General features: G+C 42.8%; 25 protein-coding genes. 11 read left to right on the top strand and 14 right to left on the bottom strand.

The features are described 5' to 3' along the window. Window positions 1-27 precede the first annotated feature (27 nt). A complete protein-coding gene (locus FTV14_RS10275; RefSeq protein ID WP_180004071.1) occupies window positions 28-1,731 on the bottom strand; it encodes a M61 family metallopeptidase in 1,704 nt (567 codons plus the stop codon). Window positions 1,732-1,906: 175 nt separating this feature from the next. On the opposite strand from FTV14_RS10275, the gene FTV14_RS10270 reads away from it, so the two are divergent. The 3 genes from FTV14_RS10270 to slyD all read left to right on the top strand — a co-directional run bounded on the left by FTV14_RS10270 (window position 1,907) and on the right by slyD (window position 5,338). Next, complete coding sequence (locus tag FTV14_RS10270; protein ID WP_166136076.1) at window positions 1,907-3,220, top strand: D-alanyl-D-alanine carboxypeptidase PBP6B; 1,314 nt, start codon at window positions 1,907-1,909, stop codon at window positions 3,218-3,220. A gap of 212 nt (window positions 3,221-3,432) precedes the next feature. After that, entirely contained in the window at window positions 3,433-4,719 is a 1,287-nt protein-coding gene (locus FTV14_RS10265) for an NAD(P)/FAD-dependent oxidoreductase (RefSeq protein ID WP_180053859.1), read from the top strand. Between the two features lie 136 nt (window positions 4,720-4,855). Further along, complete coding sequence (gene slyD, locus FTV14_RS10260; RefSeq protein ID WP_004784172.1) at window positions 4,856-5,338, top strand: peptidylprolyl isomerase; 483 nt, start codon at window positions 4,856-4,858, stop codon at window positions 5,336-5,338. 138 nt (window positions 5,339-5,476) lie between these two features. Here slyD and FTV14_RS10255 read toward each other — a convergent pair whose 3' ends face one another. From FTV14_RS10255 to FTV14_RS10235, 5 genes are all read right to left on the bottom strand, one after another. Continuing rightward, window positions 5,477-6,250, bottom strand: a complete 774-nt coding sequence (locus FTV14_RS10255) for a M48 family metallopeptidase (RefSeq protein WP_180053858.1) — start codon at window positions 6,248-6,250, stop codon at window positions 5,477-5,479. A gap of 112 nt (window positions 6,251-6,362) precedes the next feature. Then, window positions 6,363-6,671 (bottom strand): hypothetical protein, encoded by a 309-nt coding sequence (locus tag FTV14_RS10250; protein ID WP_180053857.1) that lies wholly within the window; start codon window positions 6,669-6,671, stop codon window positions 6,363-6,365. Window positions 6,672-6,764: 93 nt separating this feature from the next. Beyond that, window positions 6,765-7,550 (bottom strand): M48 family metallopeptidase, encoded by a 786-nt coding sequence (locus FTV14_RS10245; protein ID WP_159123237.1) that lies wholly within the window; start codon window positions 7,548-7,550, stop codon window positions 6,765-6,767. Between the two features lie 130 nt (window positions 7,551-7,680). After that, window positions 7,681-9,000, bottom strand: coding sequence for an adenylosuccinate synthase (locus FTV14_RS10240; protein ID WP_004784184.1), 1,320 nt, complete (start codon window positions 8,998-9,000; stop codon window positions 7,681-7,683). A gap of 79 nt (window positions 9,001-9,079) precedes the next feature. Next, window positions 9,080-10,246, bottom strand: coding sequence for an ATP phosphoribosyltransferase regulatory subunit (locus FTV14_RS10235; protein ID WP_004815411.1), 1,167 nt, complete (start codon window positions 10,244-10,246; stop codon window positions 9,080-9,082). A gap of 281 nt (window positions 10,247-10,527) precedes the next feature. On the opposite strand from FTV14_RS10235, the gene FTV14_RS10230 reads away from it, so the two are divergent. The 5 genes from FTV14_RS10230 (at window position 10,528) to FTV14_RS10210 (ending at window position 14,324) form a co-directional block, all read left to right on the top strand. Then, window positions 10,528-10,911, top strand: coding sequence for a transposase (locus FTV14_RS10230; RefSeq protein WP_001055589.1), 384 nt, complete (start codon window positions 10,528-10,530; stop codon window positions 10,909-10,911). After that, window positions 10,908-11,243 carry an IS66 family insertion sequence element accessory protein TnpB gene (tnpB, locus tag FTV14_RS10225; RefSeq protein ID WP_035270816.1) on the top strand — a complete coding sequence of 112 codons (336 nt, stop codon included), beginning with the start codon at window positions 10,908-10,910 and terminating at the stop codon, window positions 11,241-11,243. Before FTV14_RS10230 ends, tnpB begins: the two co-directional genes overlap by 4 nt. Before the next feature lie 74 nt (window positions 11,244-11,317). Next, complete coding sequence (locus FTV14_RS10220; protein ID WP_180053856.1) at window positions 11,318-12,964, top strand: IS66-like element ISAba16 family transposase; 1,647 nt, start codon at window positions 11,318-11,320, stop codon at window positions 12,962-12,964. A gap of 317 nt (window positions 12,965-13,281) precedes the next feature. Further along, a complete protein-coding gene (locus FTV14_RS10215; RefSeq protein ID WP_180053855.1) occupies window positions 13,282-14,028 on the top strand; it encodes an AzlC family ABC transporter permease in 747 nt (248 codons plus the stop codon). Then, window positions 14,025-14,324 (top strand): AzlD family protein, encoded by a 300-nt coding sequence (locus FTV14_RS10210; RefSeq protein ID WP_180053854.1) that lies wholly within the window; start codon window positions 14,025-14,027, stop codon window positions 14,322-14,324. The genes FTV14_RS10215 and FTV14_RS10210 overlap by 4 nt, the downstream gene beginning before the upstream one ends. A gap of 37 nt (window positions 14,325-14,361) precedes the next feature. Here the strand turns inward: FTV14_RS10210 and FTV14_RS10205 are convergent, their stop codons facing one another. Together FTV14_RS10205 and FTV14_RS10200 are read right to left on the bottom strand one after the other, a co-directional pair. Next, window positions 14,362-14,658 carry a hypothetical protein gene (locus tag FTV14_RS10205; protein WP_005236433.1) on the bottom strand — a complete coding sequence of 99 codons (297 nt, stop codon included), beginning with the start codon at window positions 14,656-14,658 and terminating at the stop codon, window positions 14,362-14,364. A gap of 179 nt (window positions 14,659-14,837) precedes the next feature. After that, window positions 14,838-15,866 carry a type I glyceraldehyde-3-phosphate dehydrogenase gene (locus tag FTV14_RS10200; RefSeq protein WP_166136058.1) on the bottom strand — a complete coding sequence of 343 codons (1,029 nt, stop codon included), beginning with the start codon at window positions 15,864-15,866 and terminating at the stop codon, window positions 14,838-14,840. A 409-nt stretch (window positions 15,867-16,275) separates the two neighbouring features. Here FTV14_RS10200 and alaS point away from each other — a divergent pair, with 409 nt between their 5' ends. The 3 genes from alaS to csrA all read left to right on the top strand — a co-directional run bounded on the left by alaS (window position 16,276) and on the right by csrA (window position 20,820). Then, window positions 16,276-18,969 carry an alanine--tRNA ligase gene (gene alaS / locus FTV14_RS10195; RefSeq protein ID WP_180053853.1) on the top strand — a complete coding sequence of 898 codons (2,694 nt, stop codon included), beginning with the start codon at window positions 16,276-16,278 and terminating at the stop codon, window positions 18,967-18,969. A 64-nt stretch (window positions 18,970-19,033) separates the two neighbouring features. Continuing rightward, window positions 19,034-20,314, top strand: a complete 1,281-nt coding sequence (locus FTV14_RS10190) for an aspartate kinase (protein ID WP_166136055.1) — start codon at window positions 19,034-19,036, stop codon at window positions 20,312-20,314. Window positions 20,315-20,562: 248 nt separating this feature from the next. Continuing rightward, window positions 20,563-20,820, top strand: coding sequence for a carbon storage regulator CsrA (csrA, locus tag FTV14_RS10185; protein ID WP_004784202.1), 258 nt, complete (start codon window positions 20,563-20,565; stop codon window positions 20,818-20,820). A 79-nt stretch (window positions 20,821-20,899) separates the two neighbouring features. On the opposite strand, the gene rnhB is transcribed toward csrA, so the two are convergent. From rnhB to FTV14_RS10155, 6 genes are all read right to left on the bottom strand, one after another. Next, the gene (gene rnhB / locus FTV14_RS10180) at window positions 20,900-21,490 is read right to left on the bottom strand and encodes a ribonuclease HII (RefSeq protein WP_004815396.1); all 591 of its coding nucleotides are present in this window, start codon (window positions 21,488-21,490) and stop codon (window positions 20,900-20,902) included. A 57-nt stretch (window positions 21,491-21,547) separates the two neighbouring features. After that, a complete protein-coding gene (locus tag FTV14_RS10175; RefSeq protein WP_159123230.1) occupies window positions 21,548-21,928 on the bottom strand; it encodes a hypothetical protein in 381 nt (126 codons plus the stop codon). Window positions 21,929-22,112: 184 nt separating this feature from the next. After that, window positions 22,113-22,457: a hypothetical protein gene (locus FTV14_RS10170; RefSeq protein ID WP_180011669.1), complete on the bottom strand. Its 345-nt coding sequence runs from the start codon at window positions 22,455-22,457 to the stop codon at window positions 22,113-22,115. Window positions 22,458-22,539: 82 nt separating this feature from the next. Then, window positions 22,540-23,541 (bottom strand): adenosine deaminase, encoded by a 1,002-nt coding sequence (locus FTV14_RS10165; protein ID WP_180053852.1) that lies wholly within the window; start codon window positions 23,539-23,541, stop codon window positions 22,540-22,542. A 77-nt stretch (window positions 23,542-23,618) separates the two neighbouring features. Continuing rightward, complete coding sequence (locus tag FTV14_RS10160; protein WP_004815389.1) at window positions 23,619-24,941, bottom strand: NCS2 family permease; 1,323 nt, start codon at window positions 24,939-24,941, stop codon at window positions 23,619-23,621. A gap of 441 nt (window positions 24,942-25,382) precedes the next feature. After that, window positions 25,383-25,544, bottom strand: a complete 162-nt coding sequence (locus tag FTV14_RS10155; protein ID WP_227504412.1) for a hypothetical protein — start codon at window positions 25,542-25,544, stop codon at window positions 25,383-25,385. Between the last annotated feature and the right edge of the window lie 317 nt (window positions 25,545-25,861).

Genomic DNA, 25,861 nt, shown 5'->3' with positions numbered 1-25,861 from the left:
CGGTTTTTTAAAACAGCAAATGCTAAATTAAGCTTTCAACCATTTCTCAGCTTTAGTTTGATCTTCAACTTTCAATTCAACTTCAGTCAGTTCAGAACCACCATTTTGAACGTCAAAAGTCATCAGCTCATCACGACGGAATGCATGGACAGTATAAGTACCTTCCTGTTTCGCATATTTCTCGACAAGTTTCGTCGTTGCTTTAAGTCCATCAATCGCCACAATCACATCATTCGCTGAAAGGCCCGCTTTCACCCCTGCTCCATCACGACGTGCAGACTGAACCAGCACACCTTCAGGCTTATCTACAAGTTTCAAACCAAATGGTAATGACTTGTCATTTTTCAGCGTATAGCTCACGCCAAATTCAGGTAATAACTGATCTAATGGCAATTCATCAGTAGTATTGATCAGGTGATTAATCTGTTCTAACCAGTTATCACCAGTCAATTCCTGACACAATTCGAAAATAGTGCGTTCATTGACCTGAATGCCATTTTGCGTATTTTCATATAGCTTACGCATCAAAGCGTCCAGACTTGAGCCACGCAGACGTAAACCTAGATCCAGACAAAGTGCAACTAAACAGCCTTTATTGTAGTAGCTGGTACCGGCATTATTTGAGTTTTCATCCTGACGATAGAATTTTACCCAGGCATCAAAGCTAGACTCAGATACTGACTGAATAAAACGTCCCGGGTTTTGCAGATAACGATCAATCTGCGCTTTGAGCAAGGCAATATAAGATTCCTGATTGATAACACCGCTACGCAGCAAAATCAGGTCATCATAATACGACGTAAACCCTTCAAAGATCCAAAGCAAAGAGGTATAGCCTTCTTTATTTAGATCATAATTCACGAAGTTTTCTGGACGAATAAATTTCACTAACCATGAATGGAAATACTCATGACTACATAGGCCAAGGAAACGCTGATAATCTTTCGATGGCTCTTCAGGCTCATCTACTTTAGGGAAATCATCACGCGGTGTAATCAGACTGGTTGAGTTTGGATGCTCCAAACCGCCATAGCTGTTACCGGTTGCTATGGTCATAAAGGTATAATCATTGAATGGCGCAGAACCGAACATGGAAATTTCTGTCGCACAGATTTTCTCAATGTCCTGCTTCATACGCTGTTCATTCATCGCATGTTTGCCTGACACTACAAACTCATGCGGAATGCCATTGGCTTCAAAACTGAAACGGGTCTGCTCCGCCAGTTCAAACGGTGCATCAATCAGTTCAGCATAGTTTTTAGCTTTTAAGGTATAACGACCTTTGACCAGACTTTTAGCCTGCATACCTGTCGCAAGCTGGAAATGTTTTAGCTCATCCGGCAAGAATACTTCTACTTCAATTTCTTTATGTTCCTGACCTTCCAGCCCTAAACATGCACAAGCCGGGTTCACATAAAGACGGTTTTGATCCACATATGCACCACGAACAGACAGGTCATACGCATAGACATCATATTCCACCGTAATCAGTTCATGATCCGTATTGAATAAACGCCATTTATTCTTTTCAAACTTCTGGATTTGTAGCTGGCGTCCGTCCTCATCATAAGCCTTGACCGCTTCAATATGTTTGGAGAATTCGCGAATCAGGTAACTGCCCGGAATCCAGGTCGGTAAAGAAAGGACTTGCGTTGGGTCTGCTAAAAAGCGAAGAGTTACGTGAATAAGGTGCTGACGATAATCGTCAAATTCGATTTGATAATGCAACATAATGGGCGATATAAAATACAAATAAATGAGTTATAGCTTAGCTTAGCATTTTTTAGGCCAGTATTGCTTAGCTGTCGCATTTGTCTACATTTCTGACTAGCTATCCTTAAAAAAAAGGCATAGCATGCGTGAAAATTAAATCGTTCATCGACCGGTTGGTTATTAAGGAACACCTTTGAAATACATCATCTCACTGCTTGCAGTTCTCAGCCTGTTTGTGCCTGCAATTTCATATGCTGCCCTTCTGAATATTTTGCCTGAAAGCGTTGAAGCAGAAGCCTGGACCATTCTTGACTCACAGTCAGGCCAGGTCATTGCCGAACACAATGCCGACGTTCAACGTGCTCCAGCTTCCCTCACCAAAATGATGGTCGCTTATATTGCATTGAAAGAAATTCAGGCGGGTAAATTAGATAAAAGTGAAGTATTAACTGCAACACCGATTGTGAAAACAGTGATGTGGGATGAGTCACAAATGTACCTGAAAGAAGGTGAGCAGATTTCGATTGATCAACTTCTGGCAGGTCTGATTATCATGTCGGCGAATGATGCTGCTGTGACATTGGCAGAAAAAATTTCAGGTGATATTCCGAGCTTTGTCGAGCGAATGAATCGGGAAGCAAAAGCTTTAGGTATGGTTCATACCCATTTCCAGAATCCGGCCGGTATTACCATGCCTGAGCACTATTCTACTGCAGCGGATCTGGCGCGTTTGTCGGCAGCTGTAGTCAATCAGACTCCGGACTATCTGTATTATTCCAAACAGCCAAGTTTTAGCTATAACAACCATTTCCACCGTGCCACTAACCGTGTGTTGCAAGTGGACTCAAGCGTCGATGGTTTAAAAACTGGCTTTACTCGTGCAGCCGGCTATAACCTGGCGCTCACCGCCAATCGTCCAACTTATGATATGGAACTGCCCCACCGTCGTTTGATCGTGGTAGTTCTAGGTACCAAAAGTGCTGCCAAACGCGCTGAAGTGTCGCATAAGTTGATGAATCTGGCGTATACCTATACCCGTAATGAAGTCGCCATTAAAGACAAACAGCTACTCGCTGAATTACCGGTGATCAAATCGACTTTGAAAATGTTTAAGGTTCAGACTAAACAGCCGCAGATTATTACGACATCTTTATATGATCAGAATTATGCCATTGACCTGAACCAGTTCGATCAAAACCATCAACGGGTAATGTTGAATACAGGTGATGGTGTAATGCAAAGCATTGAACCGCTCCATGAAACCCAAACTCATATCAATGTAGAAATGACTGCTTCTGAGTTAATTGCACCTATGGCCAAAGTGATGCCATTAGCGACGATTCATGTCTATCAGAATAATCAGCTTATTCGTACCATCCAGATTGAAGATATGGTGGAACTTGAAGAAGCCGGTTTCTTCCAGAAATTCCTGAGCTGGTTATCTAGCTTCTTTGGCATCTTTGCAGAAAATGCACCAAGTGCCAAACTCTATCCAATCCAGAAATAAACGCTGAATACAGTTAGAAGGCCCTCATTTGTCTTCTAACTCCCACCATAGATTTCTTCTCTTCTCTCGTCGATTTTACCTCTTCTGCCATAATTGCTACGTTTTGTAATTTGTATAACAATTCTAATCAAGACGGCCTGCTGCCCATGCCATAGTATATTTGGTCTAAATTTCTCTTATTTTTATTAGAAAAATAAATAGGTTAATAATATATGACAGCACATCGAATCGTAATTGTAGGTGGTGGCGCAGGTGGATTGGAGCTGGCTACTCAACTGGGCGAAACCTTAGGCAAAAGTGGCAAAGCGCATATTACCCTAGTAGATCAGAAACTGACGCATATCTGGAAACCCTTATTGCATGAAATTGCTGCAGGTACACTTAATCCGCATGCAGAAGAAACCAATTATTTTAGTCATGCTGCGGCTCATCATTATCACTTTGTGCTGGGAACATTTGTTGATCTGGATCGTAAGGCTAAAGAAATTATTCTGGAAACAGATTACTTTTCTAAAAAATCCCAGCCTAAACAGAAGAAACACATCAGCTATGACACGCTGGTGCTGGCACTAGGCTCTACTTCCAATGATTTTAATACGGAAGGTGTTGCCCAATACTGTCATTTTCTCGACAGCCGCCAGCAGGCTGATGTCTTCCAGCAGGATCTGCTGCATCTTTATCTCAATGCTCAAAATCAAACCTCTTCCCGTGAGCTTAAAATTGCCATTATTGGAGCCGGTGCAACTGGTGTAGAACTGGCTGCCGAGCTGGTGATCGCCAAACAAAACTTTTTTAAATATGGTCTGAACAAGATTGATCCAAATAAAGTCAAAATCACTTTGATTGAAGCCGCTGATCGGATCTTACCTGCACTGTCTGAGAAAATGGCTGAACACACCATGGAGCAACTCGATCGTCTAGGTATTGAGGTATTAACCAGTCATAGGGTCGCTAAAGTCGATGAAGACCAGATTTATTTTGCAGATGGTTCAAGCCTCGAAGCAGAAATTAAAGTCTGGGCTGCTGGAATTAAAGCACCTGAAGTTCTGGCAAAACTTAAAGAGCTGGAAAAAGACAATATTAATCGCCTAAAAGTTTATGCAACTCTGCAAACTCTGTCAGACCCGGATATTTTCGTTTTTGGTGATTGTGCGCATTGTCAGCCTGAAGCAGATCAACCGGTTTTAGGCCCGCGTGCGCAAGTCGCCAGCCAGCAGGCCGCTTTTCTGGTCAGAGCCTTAAAAGCACGCATTAATGGTGAAAGCTATTTACCGATGTTCAAGTTTTCTGACAAAGGCTCATTAGTGTCTTTAAGTCAAAACAGCGCTGTCGGTGAATTATTGGGTCAGGTCAATGTTCAAGGCTTTGTCGCGAAATCCATGTATGTATCCCTGTACCGGATTCATCAGGCCACCATTCATGGCTATACCCATGCTGGCCTGTTAACTGCCAAAGACTTTGTTACACGAAAAATTGCACCCAAGCTGAAATTGCATTGAAATTGTAAATATTGTCCTCATATATGAAAAAATCGTCATTAAACATGTCAAATTGCATTTTTTTGCTATTTTTAGTCTACAAAAATACAATTTCACTTTATGATGTACCCTTAAAAAATTGAATGGATCAATTAATATGACTGCTATTGCAAATAACCTCGTGGTTTCTTTCCACTACACATTGACTAACGCAGAGGGTGAAACTCTCGACAAATCTCAAGGTGAACCACTTGCCTATTTGCACGGTGCAGGTAACATCATCCCTGGTTTAGAAAAAGCTTTAGAAGGCAAAACTGTTGGTGAAAAATTCACTGTAAATGTTCCTGCTGCTGAAGGCTATGGCGAATATAACCCAGAGCTAGTGCAAGAAGTGCCTAAACAAATGTTCCAAGGCGTAGACAACATCCAGGCAGGCATGCAGTTCCAAGCACAAACTGATGACGGCGTTCAAATCGTAACTGTTAAAGCAGTTGAAGGTGACAACGTAGTTGTTGATGCTAACTTCCCGCTTGCTGGTCAAGATTTAACTTTCGAAGTTGAAATCGTGTCTATCCGTGAACCTTCTCAAGAAGAACTTGATCACGGTCACGTACACGGTGCAGGTGGTCACCACCACTAAGATTTCCCGGTCTTTAGCACAAAAAGGCAAAGTGAAAACTTTGCCTTTTTTATTGCCTTAAGATTTTAAATATAAAAAAGCAGGACTACTGCCCTGCTTTTCATCATTAAAATCGCGAATCCCTCAAATTACGCAATCTTAACGTTTATTATAGATCTGCATTGCTGCTGGCAGATTTTGACGCATTGCTGCGATACGCTGACTGTTCGATGGGTGAGTAGACAGGAAAGTCGCGCCAGTGCTACCACCTTCAAGCTTGTTCATTTTTTCCCAAAGAGTAATCGCTGCATTCGGGTTATAACCAGCACGCGCCATGAGAGTTAAACCGCCCTGATCAGCACGGCTTTCTAGGTTACGTGAGTAAGGCAAGCCGATACCAATCTGGCTACCCAATTGTGCTATTGCAGCACCACCTTGTCCTACGCCCGCTGCATTTAAACCAATACCCAATGCCAGATCAGTCAGGGCTTGTGCACCAAGTTTCTGTTTCGCGTGCTCTTCCAGGGCATGGACCATTTCATGACCCATAATGGCTGCGATCTCAGCATCGGTCAGATTCAACTTATTCACAATACCGGTATAGAACACCACTTTACCACCAGGTGCGACAAAAGCGTTGACCTGATCAGATTTTAGTACGGCTAACTGCCATTGGAATGCAGTACCCGTCTGGTTCAGCTGGTTGGCATAAGGTTTTAAACGGTTAAAAACAGCATTAATACGACTATATGTCGCTGAACTGGTATCCAGCTGGCCTTTCGCTTTAGCGTCTGCCACCATGGCATTGTAGCTTTGGCTGGCTGAAGCATTTAAAGTCGCAGTATCTGCACCTGCAATATCGGCAATAGTTGTACAACCAGACAAAGTAATGGCTGCGGCTGCACCCATACCTAACAAGAATTTATTTTTCATTATAGTGACTCCACCATAAGCAAAAGGTTAATTTACATTGTAAAAAATTATAAGTTAAAGGCTAGAGCAACTAAATGTACAATTACTTCATCTTGTTATATTTTATGTAATTTTAATCCCAATACTGTATCGTAAGCCAATAAATCAGACAGACAATATTTAAACCTAAATATAAATAACACAAAGGTTTAATTTTTTCTTCTAAAATTTCACTTTTACGCTTAAAAAATAGAAAAGCATTCTGTAACAAGATGACCGGTACCAATACACAGGCAATGATCACACTCAAGCCAATAAATGCACCGTAAATAATGTCAGGATCCTGAGTTTGGGCACGGATAATCAGCATCGCAATGGTCGGTGCGCCGCCCATCGCGAATAACAAAGAATAGAACATCGTTCCCGAGATATTTTTATGCATCCTGCATACTCATATTTTATTTTGTTTTATTCTAACAAGCGCCATGCCACTGCACAGCACTTGCTGTTAAGACTTTAGTCCTGAATTTCCAAATTATTTCTTAGCTTTATATACCGTCATCGCTTCAGGCATCAGCTGTTGCAAGACTGCAATTCGGTCATCATTTGTTGGATGCGTAGATGTAAATTTATTCAGGACGCTATTGCCACGGCTGTCTTGCGCATTCATTTTTTGCCACAACGTAATCGCTGCATTCGGGTTATAGCCCGCTCGTGCCATTAGCATGAGCCCGCCTTTATCGGCACGGCTTTCCAGATTACGTGAGAATGGCAAGCCCACACCAAATTGAGCACCCATATCCAGCAGTAGCCCACCATAACCACCAGCGGACTGCCCGACATACTTGCTACCGATACTTACTGCCAAATCGGTAAGTGCTTGCGCTCCTACCTTATTTTTAGAATGTTCCTCAAGCGCGTGCACCATTTCATGTCCCATGATGGCAGCAACTTCATCGTCTGTAAGTTTTAGTGTGTCGACAATACCCGTATAGAACACCACCTTGCCACCTGGTGCGACATAGGCATTAATCTCGTTAGATTTGATCACAGCCACTTGCCAGTCAAACTTCTGCCCAGTCTGATTCAGTTGATCCGCATACGGCTTCATTTTCAGGAAAACCCGATTTACTTTTTTATAGGTGGCAGAAGTCGTATCCAGAATCTGTTTCTGCTTGGCTTCTGTCAGCATCTGATTATAGCTTTGTGCTGCACTCAGATTTAATGTCGCTGAATCAGCTCCCATCAAATCTGCAACCGTAGTACACCCCGTTAATGTGGTCGCAATGACCATCCCCGCCAATAAATTTTTATATTTCATGACCTTCTCAAATATATAAGGTCAAAACATCATAAAGAATCCAAACAGGTTTTCAATCATTTTTATAAGCTCGCTCAAATAAAAAACCCTGTGAAATCACAGGGTTTTTTATCATTTTCAGCTTAAAGAATTAAGCATCAAACGGGTGGCGAAGAATAATGGTTTCTTCACGGTCTGGACCAGTTGAAATGATGTCGATTGGACATTCAATCAATTGTTCAAGACGTTTCACATAGTTAATTGCCGCTTGTGGCAATTGATCTAGTGATTTCGCACCGAAAGTAGATTCTTTCCAGCCTGGCATAGTCTCGTAAATTGGTTTTAAAGTTTCAAATGCAAGCGCATCAGAAGAACCAACACAGCCAGAATCAGCAGCTTCGTAACCTACACAGATTTTCACTTCTTCCAAACCGTCAAGAACGTCAAGTTTAGTCAAGCAAATACCAGACAGTGAGTTCACTTCTACTGAACGACGCAGGATTTCAGCATCGAACCAGCCACAACGACGTTGACGGCCAGTAGACGCACCAAATTCTGAACCTACAGTACCCAGGTGTTTACCAATTGCATCACCTGTATCTGTTGCAGCGTCATACACCAACTCAGTTGGGAATGGACCTGAACCTACACGAGTAGTATACGCTTTAGTAATACCAAGAACGTAGTCAAGGTGTAATGGACCAAGACCTGAACCTGAACTTACGCCACCAGCAGTCGTGTTTGAAGAAGTCACGTACGGATATGTACCGTGGTCAACGTCAAGCAATGAACCTTGCGCACCTTCGAACATGATTTTCTTGCCAGCTTTACGGTAAGCGTGAAGTTCACCAGTCACGTCCATAACCATAGGCTCGATCACTTTGCGCCATTCGTCGCAAAGCGCAAGTACGTCTTCAACTTTAACTGCTTCAACACCGAAGAATTGAGTCAATTGGAAGTTGTGGTATTCAAGCAATTCTTCAAGCTGAGCTTTCAGATGTTCGCCGCCACGTACCAGGTCAGCAACACGGATTGCACGACGTGCCACTTTATCTTCATAAGCAGGACCAATCCCACGACCAGTTGTACCAATTTTCGCATTACCACGTTTTTTCTCACGAGCTTGGTCAAGTGCGATGTGGTGTGGAAGAATCAATGGACAGTTTGGAGAAATGCGTAGACGTTCACGTACTGGCACGCCTTCTTTTTCAAGAATATCCATCTCTTTGATGAGCGCTTCAGGTGAAAGAACCACACCATTACCAATTAAGCACAATACGTTTTCACGTAAAATACCTGATGGAATGAGGTGTAATACAGTTTTCTTACCACCAACCACGAGAGTATGACCTGCGTTATGTCCGCCTTGATAACGAACTACTGCAGCCGCTTGATCTGTGAGCAGGTCGACGATTTTACCCTTACCTTCGTCGCCCCATTGGGTACCAAGTACCACAACATTCTTGCCCATAATAGCCTCATTACATCATGCTGTTAAAGTTGAAAGTCCCACTCAGCGACATGAACACTGAGTAAAACAATTAAAGCGATTAAATCGTTTTGATAGTCCACTCACCGTCCACATTCACCAGCTGGTGAGTTGCATACGGTACTGAGTTTAAATCATCATTACCTAATAACTGAATTACACTTAAGCCTTGTGCACGGGTTGCCTGAATCGCATTTAACAGCGCAGCATCTGTACCCTTAGGTGCTACCACAACTTTAGCTGTAGCAAACTTGCCTGCACTTAAAGCATATAAGTCACAAGAGAAACCAGTTGCCGGACGTGCACGACCAAAATGCTCACCAATGCCATCATAACGGCCACCTTGTGCCAGTGCCGCAGCACGGTTTGGTGCATAAACTGCATACATCAGGCCGGTGTGATAATGGTATGAACGTAACTCGACGACATCAATCCCAATATGCAGATTCGGCCAGCGCACCTGAACTTCATTTTTGGTGGTTTGCAGTGCATCAAATGCCTGTTTGAAGGCTGGATTTTCTAATACTTCAGCACTTAAATTCGTTTTTAAGGCATCCAGGTCACTTGCAAAGCGGCCAAGCGTATAGAAGTCTGAACCAAACTTAAGATTTGCAGTAAATTCAGCCAGTTCCGGCAATGCTTTACGTTGATACAGATCAGACAGTTGGCGTTCGGTTGCTTTACTTAAACCCGCTTGTGCAATCAGACTACGGAACAGACCAACATGACCTAAGTCAAGGTGGACGCCGTCGGCCAGACCCGCTTCCTGAATCAGGCTGATCATCAGGTCAACCATTTCCACGTCAGCATCAATGCTGTCTGAACCAAATAATTCTGCACCTAATTGCAATGGTGCACGTGTGGTATTAAATCCTTGAGGTTTTGTATGTAAAACCGTACCCGCATAGCAATAACGAGCCACACCTTCCACTGGATGTACATGCGCATCGATACGAGCCACTTGTGGTGTCATATCGGCACGCACACCAAGCAAGCGGCCAGACAGCTGGTCGATCACTTTAAAAGTGGCTAAGTCTAAATCCTGATTCGATTCTGAGAGAGAAGATAGAGATTCAATGTATTCAATAAATGGCGTGTACACCAGCTGATAACCTCGAGATGCGAGGAAATCCAGTGATTGACGGCGCAGGCTTTCGATGACTTGCGCTTGTTCTGGTAATACATCAGCTACACCATCAGGTAATAACCATGTCTCTGAAATGGGCATGTTGTAAACCTAAATTCTTGTCAGCGCGGAATAAACCGCATAAAAAAATCGGGAGCACACCCGATTTCTCCTAGTCTAGCACGATCGTTTAGGCTGTGCATCGCAATTTTGATAATTTTCTCTGACTGAACAAAGGACTTAGATAGATAAACCAAATCATCTCTTTCTTATTAAGAGAAAATAGGCTGAATAAAAGTAAGCATCCGGCTAACACAGCCTTACCAAGCGATCCTATAAGCCTTAATTTAGTTCCCACCTAAAAACAAGTGGGGACTTAATCCATGAACATGGATATATATTCAGCAACACCTCCTGTTGCTAAAAAACGCAGAACATACAGCAAAGAATTCAAACTCAGTATTGTCAATGCCTGCAAAAATCCTAATACCTCGATCGCTTCGGTCGCACTGCAACATAGTATTAATGCCAACCTTGTCAGTCGTTGGATCAGGATCTTCAGCCATCATGAGGGTGCCGTGCAGGATCCTACTCATGTGAATCCAGCATTTATTGCTTTGCCTTACACTGCTGCAATCAGCCAACCTATTGATGAGAGGATCACGTTGTGTATCACCGTGCCTCATACGAATAATGATATTCAGCTAAAATGGCAGACATCAGAAATACCTGCCTTGGCAGAATTACTCAAGGCACTGGCAACATGATCCGTATCAATGAAATTTGGCTCTCTACCCAGCCCATGGATATGCGAGCAGGAATGGATACTGTCATGGCTCAGGTGGTGAGAGCCTTTGGCTACATCAAACCGCATTGCGCCTACCTGTTCTGTAATAAACGTGGTCATCGTATGAAAGTGTTGGTACATGATGGACTGGGCATCTGGCTGTGTGCCCGGCGGCTGGAACAGGGCAAATTTCACTGGGCTCAAGTTCACCAAGGTGAAACCGTGGCCCTCAGCCCGGAACAGTTACAGGCACTGATTCAGGGTTTGCCCTGGCAGCGCATTGGACGACAGCAGGTGGTGACGATGCTTTAAACCAGGCTGTTCCATTCCGCTATTCTCCAAACGTTCTATTTCATTCTTCTCATGACCTCAGGCATACTGCGGTCATGAATACGCTGCCTGACTTAAGCCAACTGACCCATGAACAACTGCTGGAATTCACCAGGCAGTTGGCGATGCAGCATCAGTCTCTGGCACAATCAAATCAAGAATTAGAAAAATCAAACCAGCAATTAGATGCCAGAGTTCAACATCTTGAAGTCACCAATCAGCAATTAGATTCTAAAGTTCAACATCTTTCTATTCTCAATCAAAAATACGAGCATGAACTCGCACTATTTAAACAGCACAAATTCGGCAGTAAAAACGAACATCTCACTGCAAAACAAATCCACCTGTGGGATGAAGCGGTTGAAGAAGATATTGCCGCGGTTGATCTAGAACTGGAACGGCTAAATGCAGATAAAACCGATGCAGTGACACACAAAGCCAAAACCAATAAACCTAAACGTCGACCACTGCCAGATCATCTACACACCATCCGTATTGAGCATGAACCTGCATCAACCCAATGTGCTTGTGGCTGCCAACTCCGTCGTATCGGCGAAGATGTCAGTGAAAAACTGCATTTCAGACCGGCACAGTTCTATAAGGAACAGCATGTGCGTGGTAAATGGGTCTGTGATCAGTGTGACACTCTGACTCAGCAAGCGATGCCCGCCTATGTGATTGATAAAGGCATTGCTTCACCTGAATTGCTCAGCCATGTGCTGGTATCGAAGTATGCCGATCATTTGCCGCTGTACCGTCAACGTCTGATCTATCAGCGGGCGGGAATCGAACTTTCTAGATCAACTTTATCTGACTGGATAGGTCGCTGCGGTGTAGAACTGGAACCTCTGGCCAATGCCTTAAAAGAGGTGGTACTACAACAGCAGGTGCTGCATGCAGATGAAACACCGGTCACCATCATGCGGATGGGTGAGAATAATAAAAAACCGAAGAAAGGTTATGTCTGGGCCTATGCCACCACACAGTACAATCCAGTTCAGGCGGTGATCTATGACTTTCAGGATAGTCGTTCAGGCCAGCATGCTGCAGAGTTCTTGAAAGGCTGGCAGGGTTATCTAGTCTGTGATGATTACAGTGGTTATAAAGCACGCTTTAAATCAGGCCAGGTCATTGAGGTGGGCTGCATGGCCCATGCACGTCGTAAATTCCATGAACTGCATGTAACTGGGAAAAGTCAGGTCGCTGAACAGGCATTAGTGCTGATTCAGAAACTGTATGCGATAGAAGCAGAACTCAGGAAAAAGACCGATGGTACAGCGGAAGACCGCCGCGAATACCGACAACAGCATAGTCAACCAGTGATGCAACAACTATATGAATGGCTCAACCAACATCATCTGACAGTGCCATCGAGTTCTCCCACCGCCAAGGCCATCAATTACACTCTGAAGCGTTGGCCAGCTTTAAGCCGCTATCTGGATGATGGCAATCTACCGATATGCAACAATTGGGTCGAGAATCAGATGCGTCCCTGGGCGTTGGGGCGCAAGAACTGGCTGTTTGCAGGTTCGCTGCGCAGTGGTCAGCGAGCGGCAAACATCATGACGTTAATCCAGTCAGCAAAGCTGAATGGCTTGGATCCGTATGCCTATTTAAGTGATGTGCTGAAAAGGTTACCGACACACAAAGTGACCCAAATTGAAGAATTGCTGCCGCACTGCTGGAAACCTAAATCGAATTAAAAAATAGGTATGGGATTCAGCGGACGCTTACGAATAAAATTTAATAACCAATATATCAACTTGATTTTCTAATATATTTCCCTAACCAAAACAATGACGAAAAACTTATTCTTGATTCAATCCTCATCTATCTAAGAGTAAAAATTTATAAAATATCAGTACTAGATGCTTAAAAATAATCCTATACAAAAACTCAATGTGGGAACTTAAATGACCAAGAAAACAGCATCATTCTGGTAGAGTTTAAAGGCACTGCAAAGACTCCTATATTTCTTATAAACTTTCTTTCTCCTTCTAGAATAAAACCCGATCATCTCATGCCTCCCTTCCAGCCACGTATTACGCCTTCTGATGCTACTCCTCTGAGTGATTTTCAGCGTGGTGTGAAAGACTGCCTACCTTTATTATTAGGTGTAATTCCTCTGGCGCTGGTCTTGGGCGCAACAGCAGCACAAAAAGATTTTAGCCTGCTTGAGGTTCCCTTGCTGACCGGGCTGAACTTTGCTGGCGGTTCCGAGTTTGCAGTTTTAGAAGCCTGGACTGATCCACCGCATCTGCTTACCTTAATCTTTATTAGTTTTCTCATTAACAGCCGCTATATTCTGCTCGGTGCCAGTTTAGTACCTTATTTAAGACATCTTCCAAATCGAAAAGTCTTTCCGGCATTATTCTTTATGGTCGATGAAAACTGGGCCTTAAGCCTGACCGATGCACAGCGTCGACTGGCACAGTTTGGTTATCGATATGCTTTTAGTCTGCCTTATTATGCCGGGCTATGTATTGTTCTTTATCTGGCCTGGGTCGGCTTTACGACACTCGGTGCCCTGCTTGGACCTGTGCTAGGTGATATTAACCGTTTTGGTTTTGATATGGCTTTCCCCGCCATTATGCTGGTTTTGCTGAAAGGCATGTGGAAAGGCTTTACTGAAGCGAGGTCTTGGCTAATCAGTTTTATTTGTGCTGCTCTAGCTTATAGCTATCTACCGGGAAACTGGTATGTGCTGATTGGCGCACTTGCAGGCATTACCTCTGCCTTCTGGCTCATTCAGAAGGATGAAGCATGATTCAGATGAGCACTTTTATTGCAATCTTATTGGTGGCGCTAACGACTTACTGCGCCCGGATACTTGGCTATGTCCTACTCAAGAACAAAACCTTAAATAATCGTCAGCGTAAAATTCTGGAAGTAATTCCAGGTTGTGTACTGATTTCGATGATCACCCCATATTTTTTACGAGATGATCCGGCTGATCTGATCGCTATAATGTCGACACTATTCGCTGCATCACGCTTTGGGATGCTGCCAACCATTTTGATTAGCATGGCCTCGGCAGCTATTTTAAGAACCTTACTAGTTTAAATCCTTTATATTAAGGCTAAGCCAGCATGAAAGGGTCTTATGACTTTGGTTCTACTACTTTAGCGAGCAGATTTACCAGTTCTGCATTTTGCAGCTCAACTTTTTGCAGTTTGGCTGTAGTCTGATCTAGTACTTCCTGCTGCACATGCATCTTTTTCGCCAGATCCTGCATAATTTCCAAGGTCTTTTTTAAATTTTCTTCCAGATGCGCCACTTTTTCCTCAACTGGCACGCCTTCCACACTTTGTGAACTCTCATTATTATTAAATTGCAGCCAGATCAAAAAAATCACAGCCAAGGTCAGTAATATAATAAATCCCCAGATCAACATCATGTGCTTGCTCTTATTCCATTTAATTATCTTTATCTTAACGAAAAAATATCCAGATCACAGAAATATTCGGCATAAATCCAGAGCTTTTCGATCAATTACGTTCAACTTCTTATTCATTTTCTTCTAATTTTTTAATCTTGTATAAAAAAGCACCCCATTTGGGATGCTTTCAAAATAGCTTAATCTGTATAAAAGGATTCACAGAGATCCAGCAAACGGTTGGCATAACCCCATTCATTATCATACCAGGCAAATACTTTAGCCTGATGCCCCACTACCAGGGTTTGGGTCAGATCCACAATCAATGAGTAAGGCGAATGATTAAAGTCTGAAGATACTAAAGGCTCATCTGTCACAGACATGATTTCAGCAAAATCCTGACGTGCAGCGTTAATTAATAGTTCATTTAACTGATGATCAGTAATGGGTGACTGAGAAATAAAAGTCAGATCAATTGCTGCGACATTAATGGTTGGCACGCGAATCGAATAACCATCAATCCGGTTCTCCATCTTCGGCATTACGCGTTTTAAAGCACCCAAAGCTGAAGATGTGGTTGGAATAATATTTTGCCCGGAAGCACGGGCACGTCTTAAATCACGATGGGCATGATCCAGTACTGACTGATCCGCAGTCACCGCATGAATTTCAGTCATCAGTGCAGTCTCAATCCCAAAGGCATCATCAATGATTTTGACTAGCGGTACCAATGCCTGCGTAGTACAAGACACGCTAGAAATAATCTGGTCACTTTCTTTGACATCACGATGGTTGACGCCATAGACAATTGCAGCATCCACCGTATCAAACGGTGCAGCGCCGATAATCACCCGTTTTGCCCCGGCAGTAATATGCTGAGTCGCAGCCTCACGCGAACGGAATAAGCCGGTACATTCCAATACCACATCAATATTCAATTCCCGCCATGGCATTTCCACCGGATTCGCCTGTCTTAACACCTGAACTTTCTGATAAGCATCGCGATAAGTGACATGCAGGTAGGCATACTCATCTTCATACGTCAGATCAACCTGCCCCGGGAAACGGCCATGAGTAGAATCATATTTAAATAAATGCAATAAGGTTTCAACGTCGGCAACGTCATTAATGGCAACGATGTCAAAATTAAAATCTTTCGGATTTTCAAACCATGCACGCAACACATTGCGTCCGATTCGTCCAAAACCATTAATTGCGATACGTTGCATCGACGTTCCCTACTGCGGCATAAAACTTTATGCGCCTATATTAATGGAATTATCCAGCTGACTGATAACTATTCAGCTAAATCCACTAAAAATTACACAGAATGTCCAATATTTCATCGAAAAATTCATGCTTTACTTGAAGCAATCCAGTCTTTCTATCAGCGAGAATGAAGATAAATTGCTGTAATGACAATAGCTTTTGATTTTGCAGGGCATTTTTCTGATTTTTCTAATATTCATTCCTTATAGTTTTATGATCTATAAATATGAAAATCATTGGTTGAACAGGCATTTTCCGTTATAATTTGGCGTTTTTAAATATTTAAGCCCCGCATTGCAGCAGAGAACCAACCTTCTTGTCAGACTGTGATGTTTTTAGCCAAATCGGAAATTATGGAGTGACTTGGTTGTGAGTACTCGTTTTATGACATCAGCTGAAATTCGCGAAGCTTTTTTAAGCTACTTTGAATCGCAAGGGCATACACGTGTCGCGTCGAGTTCTCTGGTTCCTGCCAACGACCCAACATTATTGTTTACCAATGCTGGTATGAACCAGTTTAAAGACTGCTTCCTGGGTCTGGAAAAACGTGACTACGTTCGTGCAACATCTTCACAAAAATGTGTACGTGCAGGTGGTAAACACAACGACTTAGATAACGTTGGCTACACAGCTCGTCACCACACATTCTTTGAAATGCTGGGTAACTTCTCGTTTGGTGATTACTTCAAACGTGATGCGATTAAATTTGCTTGGGAATTTCTGACCGGCGACAAATGGCTGGCACTGCCTAAAGACAAATTGTACGTAACTGTGTATCACACTGATGACGAAGCGTTTGATATCTGGAATAAAGAAGTTGGTCTAGATGCCAGCCGTATTATCCGCATTGGTGATAACAAAGGCGAAAAATACGCATCAGACAATTTCTGGGCAATGGGCGATACTGGTCCTTGTGGTCCATGTTCTGAAATCTTCTATGATCACGGTGAGCACATTTGGGGTGGCCTGCCTGGTACACCTGAAGAAGATGGCGACCGTTTCATCGAAATCTGGAACAACGTATTCATGCAGTTCAACCGTACTGCGGATGGCGTCCTGCACCCTCTTCCAGCACCTTCTGTTGATACCGGTATGGGCCTTGAGCGTATTTCTGCGGTTCTGCAACATGTCAACTCTAACTATGAAATCGACCTGTTCCAAAACCTGTTAAAAGCTGCTGCTGAAATTATCGGTCTAGATACTTCAGATATTGAAGCGAAAGCACAAGCTGAAAACAAACCGGTTGAATACCCTGCTTCACTTAAAGTTGTGGCTGACCATGCACGTTCATGCTGCTTCCTGATTGCGGATGGTGTGAACCCTTCGAATGAAGGTCGTGGTTATGTACTGCGTCGTATCATCCGCCGTGCAGTTCGTCACGGTAACAAACTGGGTGCGACTGGTTCATTCTTCCACAAAATGCTTCAGCCTTTAATTGATGTAATGGGTGCTGCTTATCCAGAGCTTGAAGCAAACAAAACACGTATCGAAGCTGCATTGCTGAAAGAAGAAGAACAATTCGCGAAAACACTTGAGCAAGGTCTGAAATTGCTTGAAGGCGAATTGGCAAACCTGAAAGGTTCTGTGATTCCAGGTGAAATCGTATTCAAACTTTATGATACTTACGGCTTCCCAACTGACCTTACAGCAGATATCGCACGTGAACGTGATTTAACGATTGACGAAGCTGGCTTTGAAAAAGAAATGGCTGCACAACGTCAACGCGCACGTGATGCCGGTAAATTCGCAATCGACTATAACAGCGTTGTTAAAGTTGAAGGCGAAACTCAGTTTGAAGGTTATGACGCGACCGCAGGTCAAGGTCAAATCATCGCAATCTACAAAGATGGCGAACAGGTTGACGAAGTGGTTGAAGGCGACGACGCATTAATCGTTCTTAACCAGACTCCTTTCTATGCAGAAAGCGGTGGTCAAATCGGTGATACAGGACTCTTCAAAAACGATACCGGTATTTTCGAAGTTCAAGATACCAAAAAATCTGGTGGTGCATTCGTTCACCAAGGTATCGTGACTATGGGTAACTTGAAAGTTACTCAAAACGTGGAAGCAACGGTTAAAGCCGACATTCGTGCCGCAACTGCACGTAACCACTCTGCAACTCACTTGCTACACGCTGCCCTACGTCAAATCCTGGGTTCACACGTACAACAAAAAGGTTCATTGGTTGCGTCTGACGTATTACGTTTCGACTTTGCCAACGATCAGCCTGTAACGTTTGAGCAACTGCAAGAAATTGAACGTCTGGTAAATGCCGAAGTGATTGCCAACACGCCTGTTACCACTGAACTGCTCGACATCGAATCTGCGAAAGCCAAAGGTGCGATGATGCTGTTCGGTGAGAAATACGGTGAAGAAGTTCGCGTATTGTCTATGGGTTCAGTGATTGACGAAAAAAACTTCTCTATCGAGCTGTGTGGCGGTATTCACGTGAAACGTACAGGTGACATCGGTCTGTTCAAAATCACTTCTGAAGGTGGTGTCGCAGCAGGTGTACGTCGTATTGAAGCCGTAACCGGTACTAAAGCGGTTGAAGCCGTACAGAAAGTCGATCGTGATGTTCAATATATCAATGGTTTGTTAAAAGCACAGAACCATCAAACAGTCGAAAAAGTTGAAGCTGTGGTGGACACTGCGCATCAATTGCAAAAACAGATTGAACAGCTGAATCAAAAATTGGCAAGCCTACAAGCCGGTGAACTTTTAAGCCAGGTTCAAGAGCTTGCTGGTCGTAAAACATTAATCACGACTGTTCAGGGTATGGATGCGAAAGCACTACGTAACCTGCACGATGGTGTGAAATCAAAATTAGAAAATGCAGTCATTGTTCTTGCAGGTGTAGAGGGTGACAAGGTTAGCTTGATTGCATCTGTAGCTAAAGACTTTACTGCTTCTATTAAAGCGGGTGACATCATCAAACACTTGGCAACTGAGCTAGGTGGTAAAGGTGGTGGTAAACCTGACTTGGCACAAGGTGGCGCGCCACTTAACGAGAAGTTTGCTCCAGTGATGGCTGATTTAGCAGCTTGGCTTGAAGCAAAATAAAAACTTCATTTTGTGTAACTGACCCTGATCGGAAAATCAGGGTCATGGTTTATATGGAACAACTATGGCATTAATCGTTCAAAAATATGGCGGTACCTCAATGGGTACTCCCGAGCGCATTCTCAATGTTGCTCGTCGTGTGAAGCGCTGGCATGACCATGGCCACAAGATGGTTGTAGTCGTATCTGCTATGAGTGGTGAAACCAACCGCTTGCTTGCTCTCGCGAAAGCCATTACCGAAACCCCTGACCCACGTGAACTTGACCAAATGGTTTCTACGGGTGAACAGGTAACGATTTCCATGTTAGCTATGGCGCTGAATTCAATTGGCGTTGAAGCTAAATCTTTAACTGGTCGCCAGGTTGGTATTAAAACTGACAGTGCATTCACCAAAGCACGTATCGAATCTATTGATACCGATGTATTGACTGAAAACCTGGACGCAGGCCGCGTGATTGTGGTTGCAGGTTTCCAAGGCTTTGATGCTAATGGCAATACCACAACTTTAGGTCGTGGTGGTTCTGATACTTCAGGTGTTGCCCTTGCTGCAGCGCTAAAAGCGGATGAATGTCAGATTTACACAGACGTTGATGGCGTATATACGACTGACCCTCGTGTTGCTCCTAAAGCGAAAAAAGTAGACCGTATCTCTTTCGAAGAAATGCTGGAAATGGCATCTTTAGGTTCTAAAGTTCTTCAAATTCGCTCTGTAGAATTTGCAGGCAAGTACCAAGTGCCTTTACGGGTACTCTCAAGCTTCGATAATGACAATGATGGCGCATTTGACGAAGACTTCAAAAACAACGTCGGAACTCTTATTACTACTGAACTGGAAGACAACATGGAACAGCCAATTATCTCTGGTATCGCGTTCAACCGCGACGAAGCTAAACTGACTATTCTGGGTGTTCCAGATGAGCCAGGTATTGCATCTAAAATTCTTAAACCAATTGGTGATGCCAATATCGAAGTGGATATGATTATCCAGAACGTTGAAGAAGATGGTACAACTGATTTCACGTTTACTGTAAACCGCGGTGAACTCGCTAAAGCCAAAAAAATCCTTGAAGAAACTGCTCAAGCAATTGGCGCACGTGAAGTTGCAACTCGTGATGACATCGTAAAAGTGTCTATCGTAGGTGTAGGTATGCGTTCTCACGCTGGTGTAGCGAGCAAAATGTTCACTGCCCTTGCTGATGAAGGCATCAACATCCTGATGATTTCTACTTCTGAAATCAAGATTTCAGTAATTATCGAAGAGAATTACCTTGAGCTTGCAGTTCGTTCACTTCACACTGCGTTCGGTTTAGACCGTGAACATGGTGAATCTAGCGCACGCGCTTAAGAGAACTACAAAATACCGTCATTGTCTGACAGTATTTCATTAAATCTCTACAAAAATGCAGGGCCACTATAGTTTTTCTTATAGTGGCTCTGTTATATTAAGCCTAAGGATTTTCAACAGTCTGGATAGTTAACCTCTTCATTTCATGGACAGGACTTTCTATTCAAACTTTAATTATATAATTTTAGGTTGTGTTTTTTTATTACATTCAATAGATTGCAGGTTTTGCATTTTGCAAGGAGAGAAACATGCTGATTTTGACTCGACGCGTCGGGGAAACTTTAATGATCGGAGACCAAGTCAGCGTGACTGTACTTGGCGTAAAAGGCAACCAGGTTCGTATTGGGGTAAATGCTCCGAAAGAAGTCTCTGTACACCGTGAAGAGATTTACCAGCGTATCCAGCATGAACGTGCAATGCATGAACATCTTCAGCATATTGACCAGGATTATCAACCTTCTTCTTATGAAGATGATAACCAGACACAAAATAACTTTAACCGTTAATTTTGTATGAACATGAAAGCGGCTTTTAAGCCGCTTTTAATTTGTCTAATTTTCAACTGTATAGCAAAATAATCAGACTTTATCCCGCCTGTTGCTGATCAAGTAACGCTGCCAGCACTTTTTTCACCGGTCCAAAACTGCGACGGTGCTCATCAATCACCCCGTGTAAGGCAATCGCTTCAAAATGTGCTTTGGTCGGATAACCCTTATGCTTGGCAAAGCCAAATTGTGGATACTTCTGATCCATCTCTACCATCTGGCGATCCCGGGTTACTTTCGCCAGGATACTGGCTGCTGAAATCTCAGGATGCAAGGCATCCCCACCTACGACGGCATCACAGCTCATCGCAAGGCCGTGAGGAATCTTGTTGCCATCGACCAGTACATGTTCCGGCTGAATGCTTAATGCTTCCACAGCGCGGCGCATTGCCAGCAAAGAGGCCTGCAAAATATTATGCTCGTCGATTTCTGCCGCAGAGGCTTCAGCGATGGCCCAAGCCAGTGCTTTTTCCTGAATCTCAATAAAAAGTTTTTCGCGCTTCTTCTCGCTTAGCTTCTTGGAATCATTTAAGCCCTCAATCGGGTTATTCGGATCCAATATCACAGCTGCAGCGACCACCGATCCTACTAATGGCCCACGCCCTGCTTCATCTACACCAGCAATATTCATTTTATTTCCCATAAAAAATAGGCTGAACCAGTCAGCCTATTCAAATTTGATTTTGACTTAGTTTACCGCTTCAGCCACGCAAGCGTTAATAGTATTTGCAACGACATTGCCTACAATAGTTGCACGTGCTGCTGGGTCAATTGCTGCAGTCGCCAAATCTACCGCAGTCACGTTTTGTGGTGCTTTTTCACTCACGCAACCACAAATTTCAGACTGGATATTCTGTTTTTGTGTTTCTGTCATTAAACGTGTTGCAGTTTGCCAAGCCGGAATATTATTTAGTTCAGTAACACATTTTGCATTGATGGCAATTTTAATGGCTGCAGAACCGAGTTGCTGACCTGTACTTGCTTGAGTTGGGGTGCCTGTACCTTGGGGTGCTACGCAGGCAGAAAGAACAAGTGCTAATGGAGCAACAACAGCCAATAATTTTTTCACGGATTTTATCCTTTTTTCAACTTTTAAAATATGCAGCTATTGTGCCGAAGTTTATCGCAATAAGAAATCTAAAAATGCGCCATGATGTCTAATCTGCGCACAGCCAGATTCACAGCCATCACAGGAAAGAAGACTCACTACTCATTTAAGGGTAAGGCCTGAATAAGCCAGCACCCAAAAATCCTTAATTGATAAACTCGCCCATACAGCCTTTTAAGCTATTGGCAATTGCTTTACGGGTCAGCTCTTTTTTAGTTTCTTCATCAACGGTTGCTTTTAACAGGGTTTTAGCCGGAACACCTTCCAAGGCATGCTCACCTACACAGCCACATACTTTTTGCTGTAAATGCTGTTTATTGGCTTCAGCCATGAAATAAGTCCCCATTTTCCAGACTTTGGAATCTTTCAGCTCTTGACCACACTGATATTCAATCACAGGTTTCAAGGCTTTCTGAGTCATTGAGGTATCTGCACAAGCAGGATTGATTAAGCTAACAGCCAGAACAGGCCACAGGAATTTTAATTTCATCTTCGGTTCACAGATCAGATTAAATAAAAAGGCAGAGCGAACTCTACCCTCTTTGGGCTAACAAATTTGCTGAAATGATATTTTAAGCGAGTGCCTGAATCAGGCTGACCCATTTCTGTTTTTCAGCATCAGAAATAAATGAAGCTTCAAAAGAATTAATTGCCAGCTGTTTAAGTTCTTCATTGCTTAAATCCAAAGCTTCAGCAATGGCAATGAAATTGTCATTCATATAACCACCGAAATACGATGGATCATCTGAATTCACTGTGACATGCACGCCGTGCTGCAACAGGCGACGGATATTATGCTGCTGCATATCATCTACCACACACAGTTTCAGGTTTGAAAGTGGACATACTGTAAGCGGCATCTTCTCTGCAATCAAACGCTGCATCAATTCTGGATCTTCCTCAGAACGTACCCCATGATCAATACGGTTTACTTTTAATAAATCCAAAGCTTCCCAGACATATTCTGCCGGACCTTCTTCACCCGCATGTGCAACCACCAGAAAACCGGCTTCACGCGCTTTGGCAAAGACACGTTCAAACTTAGACGGTGGATGCCCGACTTCACTTGAATCCAGCCCTACTCCAATGATTTGATCTTTATAAGACAGCGCTTGCTCTAATGTCTCAAATGCTGCCTCTTCACTTAAATGACGTAAGAAGCACATAATCAGATGTGAAGTAATGCCTAATTTAGCTTTCGCATCATCGCAGGCTTTCTGCAAGCCATTAATCACGGTTTCAAAGGCAATGCCACGATCAGTATGCGTTTGCGGATCAAAGAACATTTCAGTATGCACGACATTATCATCCGCACATTTTTCAAAATATGCCCAAGCCAGATCATAAAAGTCCTGTTCATGAATCAGAACATTGGCACCCGCGTAGTAGATATCCAAGAAAGATTGCAGATTATGGAAATTATAAGCCTGCTTCACTTCCTCAACTGATTTATAAGGAATGCTAATTTCATTACGCTGTGCAATCGCAAACATTAACTCAGGTTCAAAGGTACCTTCGATATGCACATGCAGCTCAGCCTTTGGCAAGGCCTGAATCAATTCAAGACGGTTCATCGCTACTCCTGATTAAACCTGAGAAAAATAAAAAAGGGTGCAAACTGAGTTTACACCCTTTTGATATTCGACAAAAATTAGCCGCCAAACATCCAGAACTTCAATGCCCATAGTACTGCGATGATCCATACCATGTATGGAACAGTTTTCGCTTTACCTGTCAGCAGTTTAATCAGCGCATAGCTGATAAAACCCATTGCGATACCATCTGCAATTGAGTACGTAAATGGCATGAATACAATGGTCAGGAACGCCGGAACCGCTTCAGTAATATCATCCCATTCAATATGAACAATACCCTGAATCATCAATACACCGACAAATAGCAATGCTGGTGCAGTTGCAAAGCCTGGTACAGATTGAGCCAATGGAGCCAGGAACAGGCAGGCAATGAACAGCAAGCCAACCACAACTGCAGTCAGACCGGTACGACCACCTGCTGCAACACCCGCTGATGACTCAATATAAGGTGTAGTTGAAGAAGTACCCAAAGCAGCACCTGCAACAATCGCAGAAGAATCGGCAAATAATGCTTTTTTCAGACGCGGCAATTTACCATCTTTTAACAAACCTGCACGATGTGAAACACCTACTAGCGTACCAGTAGAGTCAAACAGATCGACCAAGAAGAATACGAAGATCACACCGATCAGGCTGGCTGTAAACAGACCTTGAAAGTCCATTTGCAGGAAGGTTGGTGCCAGTGAAGGAATTTGACCCACTACACCTTGGAACTGGTTATAACCTAAAGCAGTAGAAATCGCAGTGATTACCAAAATACTGATAATGATCGCACCACGTACTTTGAAGTGATGCATTACCACCACTAACAGGAAGCCAAGTAGCGCAAGCATAACAGTTGGCTGTTTCAAATCACCCAGACCCACCAAGGTCGCTTGATTATCCACAATGATGCCAGCATTTTTCAGTGCAACCAGGGCCAGGAACAGGCCAATACCACCGCCAATCGCCAGTTTGAGTGACATTGGAATGGCATTGACAATCGCCTCACGTATTTTGAACATACTGATGGCAATGAAGACCAGACCAGATACAAATACTGCACCTAATGCAGTTTGCCAAGGCACACCCATTCCCAGACAGACTGAGTAGGTAAAGAAGGCATTCAGGCCCATACCCGGTGCAAGTGCGATTGGATAATTGGCAATTAGCCCCATCACCAGACAGCCAATTGCGGCTGCAAGACAGGTGGCTACAAAGACAGCCCCATGATCCATCCCGGTTTCGGATAAAATCATCGGATTAACAATAATAATGTAACACATTGTCAGGAACGTGGTTACACCTGCCAGAACTTCTGTACGGAAACTGGTTTTGTTTTCACTCAGTTTGAACAGACGTTCCAGCATATTTTCTGAAGATGGATTAGGAGTCGTCATGACCTAGCCCCTATTGAGTAAACTTTATGCTTTAAGCATGCCGCCGAATCCAGGAAATTTTATAGAAAACTTCATGAATTTTAAGGATCTGTTAGCAACGAATATGCCAGCTTCGCCCTTTAGCGGGTCAAAATGTTTCAATAGCGAACAGTAAGAAAACTGCGCTAGAAAAACTCAAAAAACAATCTAAACAAAAAAGCTGCATAACCCCTATGCAGCTTTTTTCATCATTAGAATCAAATACTTAATTTAAGTAAATTTGATCTAACTTTATCTTTTGCAAATTATAACACATTGATTTCTGATTGCTTCTTAGAATTTATATTTTATTAAAAATTAATATAATCTAGTTCTACTATTATTAAATTTTCTTTTATTTATTATAATTTTATTTTTATCTTTTTACCTGTTTCACTAATCAAAGAGCTTAGTACAAATCTATTAAGGTCGGGGCCGATTTGCATTCAGCAATTTAGTTGAATGTTGTACTTCTTTCAGAATCTGATGAAGCTCTTCATGTTTTCTTGTTTCGGCCTGTTGGTGAACACAATAACCGAGTAAACCCACCATCAGCACAAAAATAGGAATTGTATAAATTTTCATTTTTGTAGTTGAGTTATGTAACAGCATTGAAATTATGCTAACAAAATAACAATAAAATTGTGACATAGTTTACAAATAACCCGATAAAATGCAGTTTTTTCAATTATTTAGAGTTTTTATATTCTTCATTTTTTTATACTTCTTATTCAATTAATCATAATTTTCTGAGCCATATTTTTTTATTTTTTAGCTCTGTACACGACAAAAATAGATAACTCATTGAAATAATGTCACAATAATTGTTTTCTAACGACGAATACTATGACACATCTCAATGAGTTATATCTTATCTTAAACAAATCTCTAAAATGGAACAA

Origin of the sequence: Acinetobacter sp. YH12236, assembly GCF_013417645.1 — a bacterium.
Lineage (GTDB): Bacteria > Pseudomonadota > Gammaproteobacteria > Pseudomonadales > Moraxellaceae > Acinetobacter.
This window is presented reverse-complemented; position numbering and strand designations above follow the sequence as displayed.